The following is an 8,725-nucleotide window of genomic DNA, read 5'->3' on the forward strand; positions in this document are numbered from 1 at the left end:
GACGAGGCCCCAGCCTCAGGCGCTATAGCTATGTTCTCGCTGGTCACAGGTGCAATCCTCCATGATCGGAGTTACACCGTTTCTTTTACAGTCCCGAGGCCAGCACTCCAGGATCCGGCCGTCGACGGTCCCAATGAGCAAGTGTCCTTGGGGTGCCACAGCCAGGGACAGTGCGGTGGTCGGTGCTCCGTCGACCTCAAGCTCGGTGTGCCACCGTACCGAGCCGTCGGCAGCGTCCAGTGCTGTCAGGGCGCCGGAGTTGTAGGCCACGTAGACGGTGTCCCCGTCTGCGTCGAGGGCAGTGGCAGGATGATCGGTGCGATGCTGCCACTGCACTGAGCCGCTTAGGGATCGCCGCACGACGTAGGCGCCACCGGGTTGGAGCCCGTGACCGTTGTGGACGGCGCCGGCATAGACCAGGGACTGCCCGATTTCGACCGCGGGACCCCCGAAATGATGCTCCTCCGGTACCCAGGAGTGTGGGAAGAGCCGCCGCAATGTCCCATCGGCGCCCAGGGCGGTGACCCACTTGTCCCTGTGCGGCTCGTCCGAGTCAGTACCTATAAGGACGTACGGGCGGCTCGCCCGACGGACGGCGAACGGGTGATTGAACAGGTCGAAGGAACCGACCTCCGGACCGTTCACCGGGCCATCGAGGTCGAACATCATCAGCCGTTCGGGACGCTTGCGGCGGCCGTCCAACGGCCTCAGGATCGTCCTCTGGCCGCCTGCCACGAGAACCGTGAACACCCCCGGACTCAGGGTCTCCAACTCCTGCCCCGTCGCGACGGCGATCCGGGCGACCCGGGGTGCGGACGTCTCCCAGCGCCTTCCCTTGCGGCGACTGCGACGTTCGGCGTTAGTCCAGACCGATGTGCCGTCGGAGGCCAGAAGCAGCTGCCGGCCGCCTTCCTCGTCCTCGACCGCCCATTGCAGGTCTCCTGATGGCAGCCACGACTCCACCAGGACCCCGTCCAGAGCAGCCAGCACGCGGCCGTCCTCCATACCTTCGACAGCCCACACCCGCCGGCGTACGGCCCACTGCCGACCGGCCGAGGCCGCCAGATCCGCGAGGATTCGGTGGGCCTCCCCGCTGTGATCCGGATGGACGACCGGTTCCGCGAGGGCAGCCAGCTCCTCGGCACCGATCGCCCCCCGCCCGACGGCGCCCCAGTCCGAGCGAGCCACAACAACCGCATGACCCTGCTCGTGTGCCTGTGGGTTCTCCCAGTCGTCACACGGCGCCAAGACCAGACGGAGCGCCATCTCGCTGAGCCATTCCACGCCGAGCACCTCCCGCGGGTACTGCAGGGCAGACACCACGTCGCCGGAGTCCAGGTGGATCAGCAGCAGCTCGCCTTCGAACGAGTAGCCGCCGTCGTAGCGCCCCGTACCAACGGAAAGCAGAGGAAGAACGGGGTGGAAGGCGAGAGCCCGAACCGGATACCTCGACCGCACCAGGTGCCGACACCGCAGCCCCTTCTGCTCATAGACACCGATCCGGTGCCCCGTCCATCGGGAGTCCGCGGTCCCACTGCCACTCCACTGGACGTGTCCGAGGTCCCCACCCACAGCGATCGTCCGCGAGCGCTCGTCAACGACGGCCAGAGACGGTTCTCCGATCTCGGCGAATGGGCCGTCGCCGAGCACGCGTCGGACTATCGGCACGAGGGTCATACAGGGGTCCTCCCAGGTCTGCACATGAGCGACCGCCGTCCCGGGCGGGGCACGGCGGCAGCTCATGATCCCGTCGGGCGGCGGGGTGCACCAATGGATTTCATCCGGGCACGGCGCTGACCGTACAGCCCGTGCCCATCTGGGTGAACGTGACGAGGTGACGGCATTGCGATCCCCCTGTCTCGCGAGACACCCAAATCGCGAAGAACACCTTCATGCCCATGACGGCTGGACCACCGTCGCGGTCGGCACCTTCGCCGGGGGCAAGAGCGTCCACCTCCACGGCGAGGACCACCTCCGCACGGAGGAGACGGACTACGCCTTCGAAGCAGAGGCCGTAGCCGACTTCCACCGCCGCCACACCGTTGCGGTCCGCCCCGGACCGGCCCCTCTCACCGACATCGAGCGTGACACCTTGGCCGTCCTGGGCACGGCTCCGCCCTCCGCCACGCCGCCGGCAGCACCATTGGGCTTCGCAGCCGAGGAGACGTCCCAGCTGGCGCCCGTGTACGCCAACGGTCCCGGCGACCACGAAGCCCTCCTGACGGACTTCTTCGCCGCCAACGGCGAGTGGGAGAAATGGCGGCCGCACGACGAGACCACCATCGCCAGCCACGAGTCCTTCACCCTGCGCGTCGAGTTCCTCCACGAGGCCAGGCACGGCGACAACGCCTGGACGATCGCCGCCTACGAGTCACCCGTCGGCGAGCGCCTCTGGCACGCCACCGCCACCCCAGCCACGCCCGCCGAGGTCATGCGCGCCCTCCTCAACAGCCTCAGCACCGAGTTCTCCTGGGGCCGGGGACCCGGCAGCCCCATCAAAGAGGAAGACCTCGCCCACGCGTCCCGTCCCCTGGACGATGCGGGCTGGCCCTTGAAGGTCGGATCCCGGCTGATCGAGTGGACGGCGCCCACGGCCGACGCGGCGGGCCTCCGCTTCGACACCTCATCAAGCAGGGAGACGTCCTGCCGGCTTGGACGCTCTGGGGGCGGCAACACGGCCGACAACCCCTCATGGGCCATCCACCTCTCCGCATATGCCCCCACGGGCCTCATCCAGGACATCAGCTTCGAACTGGCTCACGGCTACGGCCACCGCCAGACCCCAATCCATGCGGTGGGCCCCGCCCGCAAGCGCGCTCAGAAGCCGGTTGCGGCCTCACCCCCGGCCGCGATGCATCGGCCCCCTCCCAGACGCTGAACCGGCGAGCCCTCCTCGGAGTGCGGTCTGGATGGCCAACACGCAGAGACGCGCCTTCACTCCACGACGGCGCGGTTCATAGAGCTACTGTCTGAGTGAGACCCCGTCGAATCCCCCCTCGACGGGGTCTCACCGCGTGGCCGGGACAACCGCAGCATGGCGCCATCTCCTGGGCTCGCCGCCCAGGAACCGCTCGCAAATAGCGCTGCAAGGGTGCCCGGCATCCAGTGCTGACGGCTGCGTATAGCAACGGATCCGGGAATTCCGAATTCCCAGCTCCGCCGCATCATGGAAGGACACCGCCACCCCCTGCCCGCATCACGAGAGGCCGACGCCGCTGCCCGATCGACAACTCGATACCGCTGCCCGCCGAGCGGTCACGCCGCTTCGTAAGCCAGTCGGAGTAGCGGCTCCACTCGGTGTAGATCGTGGTCCGTGCGCAGCCGGACTTCGAGGTCGCCCGTTCCGTGGTGGCCGATCCCGCTGACGTCCCGGGTGAAGCCGGGGACCAGGTCGATCTCCTTCGGAGACAGGCGAAGGGTCATAACGACTTCTTGCTGGTGGCCATGGCTGACGCAGGCGAAGTTCCGCAGCGTCCGGTAGGCCCGGTACTGCTTGCGGTCGATGCGGCTCACGTCGTCACCGAGTCCCAGGACCAGCTCCTCCAGCGCGGTCCTCAGGTCCGAGACCCCGGTGTTGTCCACCGGCCTGTCCTCCTGGGCTGCTCTGCGCTGCCGGCGGTCGCTTCGGACCGCTCCGTCGGCGACGACGGAGGCGACCGGCTCAAGGGCGAGGAGGTCGTTGCCGAAGTAGCTGTAGCGGACCAGGTCGATGCTGCGCCGGATCTCGCGCACGGCGTGCACGTCGAAGCGCGTGAAGTCTTCCGCGACGCAGATCAGCCTGGGCGCACTCCAGAGGACTTGGTCCGCGGCCGCTTCCCCGAGCCGGTCGCGGACCAGGCGCTGGAACTCCGCCCTGTGGTCGACGAGCCACGACAGGTAGAAGAGGCCCTGCGTGATGACGCCGGCGTCCCGCCCGCGCTTGTACTCGACGACGACGGGCGAACCGTTCTCGTCGATGCCGAGCGAGTCGATCCTGCCCCCGTGCACCGGCCCCGTGCTGTACTCGCTCGCCAGGAACCGGACGCCGAGCAGGAGCTCCATGTTCGCCTCGACCACGTCCTGCAGATGGCGTTCCAGCTCCGCCGGCCTCGCGGTGATCTCCACCGCGCCCCCACCGTTCACATCGAACAGCCTCAGTCTCAGCACCCCCATGCATCGCTGTATCCAGGGGCCACAACAGCAGCGGAGACCGAATTGTTTCCGTCTCGGCCTTCGGGGATGCAAAGATCCTGTGAGAGGCTGAAGCCGGAGCCGATCGCCCCACGCGTACCCTTGTGGCACATGTGTGGCACAGCGCCACATGGCTCGTGTTCGGAAAGCTGCGTTTTCGCAGGTCAGCCCCCGTAGCTCAGCGGATAGAGCAGGCGCCTTCTAAGCACCCACTCGCAACTGCGAGTTGACGATTGATCAACTCGATGAACTTCACGCTCTAGCTGACACGCAACGTACGCGACCACAGATAGTGCACGTGATGGCGCCCAGTCGCATCGATCGGTGCCCGGCATGAACGCCCTGGTGGCCGACACCGTTTCGCTCGGTGTCGGCCACAGCCTGCTCAGAATCAGGCGTCGCTATCGTCAGCGGCAGCGCCTACAAGCTCCTCGAGCAGGTCTTCCATCGTTACGAAGCCGATCACCGTGCCCTTGTCCCCTGCCACGCCCGCCAGGTGTGTACCCGCTGTTCGCATCGCGGTCATCGTGTCGTCCAGCGGGGTATCGAGGGAGACCGTGGTGATCGGGTGCAGCGCACCGTGCGGGAAGGGTGCCGCACGATCGGTGGCCGCCAGGGCGTCCTTGATGTGCAGGTAGCCCAGGATCTCCTCGCCGGGCCCGGTGACCGGCAGGCGGGAGTATCCATACCGCGCCGCGGTTCGCTCAAGGGCTCGGGGCGTGATGTCGTGGTCGACCGTCACTACGCGGGCGATGGGCACCATGATCTCACCGACGGGGCGCGTGCCGAGTTCGAGAGCGTCCTGGAGGCGTTCTCCGTCTTCGGGGTCGAGGAGGCCGGCAGCGCTGGAGTCCTTGACCAAGCGGGCGAGTTCGTCGTCGGTGAAGACCGAGCCGACCTCGTCCTTCGGCTCGACCTTCAGAAGGCGCAGCAACCCGTTGGCGAAGGCATTGATGCCGAAGACGAAGGGGCGCAGCGCCCGGGTGAGGGCGACCAGGGGCGGAGCGAGCAGCAGCGCGGTCGGTGCGGGGGCGGCGAGCGCGATGTTCTTGGGGACCATCTCTCCGACCAGCATGTGGAGGTACGTGGCCGCCGTGAGCGCGATGACGAAGGCGATCGGGTGGATCAGCCCCTCGGGAACGCCGATGGCGTGGAAGGGAGGCTCCAGCAAGTGGGCGATGGCGGGTTCGGCGACCGCGCCCAGGACCAGCGAGGACACGGTGATGCCAAGCTGGGCGGTGGCCATCATCGCGGAGAGGTGTTCGAGTCCCCACAGGGTGGTCCTCGCCCGGAGGTTGCCCTTCGCCGCGGCCGGTTCGATCTGACTGCGCCGGACGGAGATCAGCGCGAATTCCGCTCCGACGAAAAAGGCGTTGGTGACCAGGGCGAGGAGGCCGATCAGTAGCTGGATGGCGATCATCGGCCCTGCTCCTGGGTCTCGGTGGGCTCGGCCGGCGCGGTGATGGTCACCCGGTCGGCGCGGTGATGGTCTATGTCGAGAACGGCCAGCTCCCAGCCTGCGACGGTGACCGCGTCTCCTTCGACAGGGATGCGTTCCAGCTCTGTGGCGATGAGCCCGGCGAGGGTCTCGTAGGGCCCCTCGGGCACATCGAACCCGATCTCTTCAAGCTCGTCGAGGCGGACGCTCCCGTCCGCCTCCCACACACGCCGGCCATCCTGCTCCGGGGCCACGATCAGGTCTGGTACCTCCATCGGGTCGTGCTCGTCGCGGACCTCACCGACGACTTCCTCGACGATGTCCTCGACGGTGGCGACGCCGGCGGTGCCGCCGTACTCGTCGATGACGACGGCCATGGTCCGCGACCTGCGCAGCCGCCCGAGCAGGGTGTCGACGGGCAAGGAGTGCGGCACCAATAGCGGGGAGGCCATCAGGTCGGCTACGGAGGTCACCGGGCGCTTGTCCTCCTCCAACGCCAGGACGTCGCGGACGTGGATGGTCCCGAGGACCTCGTCCAGAGTGTCCCGGTAGACGGGGAACCGGGACAGGCCAGTGGCCAGCGTCAGGTTCGCGGCGTCGGCCGCCGTGGCATGGACCTCCAGAGCCTGAACGTCCACGCGAGGCGTCATGACGTTCTCGGCGGTCAGGTCGGCCAAGTGCAAGGTCTTGACGAACAACTCCGCGGAGTCCGCCTCGATCGCGCCTTCGCGGGCGGAGTGGCGGGCCAGCGCCACGAGCTCCTCAGGGGTACGCGCCGAGGCCAACTCCTCCGCGGGCTCCAGACCGAAGCGGCGTACGAGCCGGTTCGCGGTGTTGTTCAGGTGCCGGATCAGCGGACCGAACGCGGCCGTGAAACCACGCTGCGGGCCGGCTACAACCTTGGCGACGGCGAGCGGGCGGGAGATCGCCCAGTTCTTCGGGACCAGTTCACCGACGACCATCAGCACGACGGTCGACAGGGCGACGCCGAGCAGAGTCGCGGTGGTCGGCACCGCCCCGGACGGCAGGCCGATGTCTTCCAGTGGCCCGCGCAAGAGGGCGGAGACCGAGGGCTCGGCGAGCATGCCGATCACCAGCGAGGTCACCGTGATGCCCAGCTGGGCACCCGACAGCTGGAAGGTCAGGCGCTTGGCCGCCTTCAAGGCGCTCTCGGCGCCGCGCTCGCCCGCCTCGACAGCACGTTCGAGCTCGCTGCGCTCGACGGTGGTGAGCGAGAACTCGGCCGCGACGAACACCGCACACGTCACCGTCAGGGCCAGGGCGAGGACCAGCAGCAGAACTTCGGTCACCGTGCCACCCCCGCTCCCGGCTCAGCGATCTGCGGGCTGGACGTGGCACGGCGTGGACTGGGAGGTTCACCCATTGCGGGTCTGCCGCTCCTTCTTCACTCGGAGGACCGCTGTTCGGCGGTCCGGCAGGGTTGCCTGAGGGGGAGAGTCCCCGCAACAATCGTAAAGGGTGGGCAAAGGGCGCCGCATCAGGCACCCCCCATCCTTCGAGGGGCGCTTTCCGGCCTTCCTTCCGGAATCATCCGAGATGCGGCCTACCTACACCCCCGCCACCCCTATGCTTCTACAGCTGTGTAGAAAAGACGAGGGGCGTCTGGATTCTGCTAGCTGCGCCTAGCACGGGAGATTCCACACACCCGCACCCTCGCACCTGCCCGTGTTGACCTGTGGAAGGACTGCTGTGGCCTCGATCGATCTGAGCAAGGTGCTGGACAAGGCATGGGCGGACAAGAGCCTGCCGGAAATCCTCGCCGCCCCCGTTTCCGCGCTCAAGGGCGTCAGCGACCGACAGGGCGACCTCCTCACAGAGGCGTTCGGCGTCAAGACCGTCGCCGACCTCGCCGACCTGAAGTACGCACACTGGGCGCAGGCGCTGGCGGCGTTGGACAGCTCGGCCAAGTAGGCACGACCGCGGGGCGGTACGACTCAGCGTACCGCCCCGCCCATTGGGAACCACAAGCACAACCAGAAGGAGTGAACGCCACCATGGTGTTCAAGAGACTGCTCGGTTCGCTCGGTGTGGGCAGCCCGGCCGTGGACACGGTCCTGGACCCGATCGCCGCCGTTCCGGGCGGCACCCTCAGCGGCCAGGTGCACCTCAAGGGGGGCAACGCCGACTTCACGATCGACGACATCACCCTTGAACTGATCGCCCGGGTCGAGGCGGAGCGCGAGCACGGCGAGTCCGAGGGCTCGGTCGTCTTCGAGCGCTTCACCGTCGGTGGCGGTTTCCGTCTCGCCGAGGGTGAGCACCGCAGCATCCCCTTCGCGGTCACGCTGCCCTGGGAGACCCCCATCACCGAGCTGTACGGGCAACCACTGGGCATCGTCCTGGGCGTTCGCACCGAGCTCGGAGTCGCCGGAGCCAAGGACAAGGGCGACCTCGACCCCCTGGTCGTCCGTCCACTTCCGGCGCAAGAAGCGGTTCTGGAAGCCCTCGGCCAGCTCGGCTTCGGCTTCAAGTCCGCCGACCTGGAGTACGGCCACATCCGCGGTACCGGCCAGCAGCTGCCCTTCTACCAGGAGGTCGAGCTCACCCCGGCTCCCGCGTACGCGCACCAGGTCAACGAGATCGAGGTGACACTCCTCGCCAACCCCGCAGGCATGGAGGTCGTCATCGAGGCCGACAAGCGCGGCGGCCTCCTCTTCGAGGGCCACGACGCGGTCACCCGGTATACGGTCAGCCACGCGGATGTGCCGCACCGAAACTGGAACGCGGAGGTCGACGGCTGGATGCGTCAGCTCGTGGAGCACCGAGCCGCCTACGGCTCGCACGGCTCCTACGGCCACAGCACCCCGTTCGCCGACAAGCGCCATGGCGGTCAGCACGGCGGCAGCCACGAACACCGCTCGGGACCCGGCATGGGAACGGTAGTCGCTGCCGGCGCGGCAGGTCTTGCCGTCGGTGTCGTCGGCGGCCTGGTTGCCGCCGAAGTGGTGGACGAGGTGGGTGACTTCTTCGAGGGCGATGAGGACGACGCCGGGGACGAGGACTAGTACTGCAACGGTTCTTTCGTTGACGGTTGGGCAGTTTTGGCGTTGTGGTGGATATGGGGTGGGGGTCGGTACGGGCGGATGCCCGTGTGTG

General features: G+C 67.8%; 7 protein-coding genes. 3 read left to right on the top strand and 4 right to left on the bottom strand.

Translation table 11 applies throughout. The features are described 5' to 3' along the window. Positions 1 to 15 precede the first annotated feature (15 nt). Positions 16 to 1,677 carry a PQQ-binding-like beta-propeller repeat protein gene (locus tag ACIA8F_RS38985; protein WP_399385790.1) on the bottom strand — a complete coding sequence of 554 codons (1,662 nt, stop codon included), beginning with the start codon at positions 1,675 to 1,677 and terminating at the stop codon, positions 16 to 18. Positions 1,678 to 1,843: 166 nt separating this feature from the next. Here ACIA8F_RS38985 and ACIA8F_RS38990 point away from each other — a divergent pair, with 166 nt between their 5' ends. After that, entirely contained in the window at positions 1,844 to 2,878 is a 1,035-nt protein-coding gene (locus ACIA8F_RS38990; RefSeq protein WP_399385791.1) for a DUF317 domain-containing protein, read from the top strand. 377 nt (positions 2,879 to 3,255) lie between these two features. Here ACIA8F_RS38990 and ACIA8F_RS38995 read toward each other — a convergent pair whose 3' ends face one another. The 3 genes from ACIA8F_RS38995 to ACIA8F_RS39005 form a co-directional block, all read right to left on the bottom strand. Then, positions 3,256 to 4,152, bottom strand: coding sequence for a DUF5655 domain-containing protein (locus tag ACIA8F_RS38995; RefSeq protein ID WP_399385792.1), 897 nt, complete (start codon positions 4,150 to 4,152; stop codon positions 3,256 to 3,258). Positions 4,153 to 4,561: 409 nt separating this feature from the next. Continuing rightward, the gene (locus tag ACIA8F_RS39000) at positions 4,562 to 5,590 is read right to left on the bottom strand and encodes a hemolysin family protein (RefSeq protein ID WP_399385793.1); all 1,029 of its coding nucleotides are present in this window, start codon (positions 5,588 to 5,590) and stop codon (positions 4,562 to 4,564) included. Beyond that, entirely contained in the window at positions 5,587 to 6,918 is a 1,332-nt protein-coding gene (locus ACIA8F_RS39005; RefSeq protein ID WP_399385794.1) for a hemolysin family protein, read from the bottom strand. Before ACIA8F_RS39005 ends, ACIA8F_RS39000 begins: the two co-directional genes overlap by 4 nt. Before the next feature lie 400 nt (positions 6,919 to 7,318). Between ACIA8F_RS39005 and ACIA8F_RS39010 the strand changes: the two genes are divergently transcribed. Together ACIA8F_RS39010 and ACIA8F_RS39015 are read left to right on the top strand one after the other, a co-directional pair. After that, positions 7,319 to 7,540: a hypothetical protein gene (locus ACIA8F_RS39010; RefSeq protein ID WP_399385795.1), complete on the top strand. Its 222-nt coding sequence runs from the start codon at positions 7,319 to 7,321 to the stop codon at positions 7,538 to 7,540. Between the two features lie 83 nt (positions 7,541 to 7,623). Next, on the top strand, positions 7,624 to 8,634 hold the full coding sequence (locus ACIA8F_RS39015) for a sporulation protein (protein ID WP_399385796.1): 1,011 nt from the start codon (positions 7,624 to 7,626) through the stop codon (positions 8,632 to 8,634). The last annotated feature ends 91 nt before the right edge of the window (positions 8,635 to 8,725 follow it).

Source organism: Streptomyces sp. NPDC051563 (assembly GCF_044454225.1).
Classification (GTDB): Bacteria; Actinomycetota; Actinomycetes; order Streptomycetales; family Streptomycetaceae; genus Streptomyces.

Coding starts and splice junctions, on each gene's coding strand:
- ACIA8F_RS38985 (WP_399385790.1), bottom strand. CDS start 1,677: ATGACCCTCGTGCCGATAGTCCGACGCGTGCTCGGCGACGGCCCATTC.
- ACIA8F_RS39015 (WP_399385796.1), top strand. CDS start 7,624: ATGGTGTTCAAGAGACTGCTCGGTTCGCTCGGTGTGGGCAGCCCGGCC.
- ACIA8F_RS39000 (WP_399385793.1), bottom strand. CDS start 5,590: ATGATCGCCATCCAGCTACTGATCGGCCTCCTCGCCCTGGTCACCAAC.
- ACIA8F_RS38995 (WP_399385792.1), bottom strand. CDS start 4,152: ATGGGGGTGCTGAGACTGAGGCTGTTCGATGTGAACGGTGGGGGCGCG.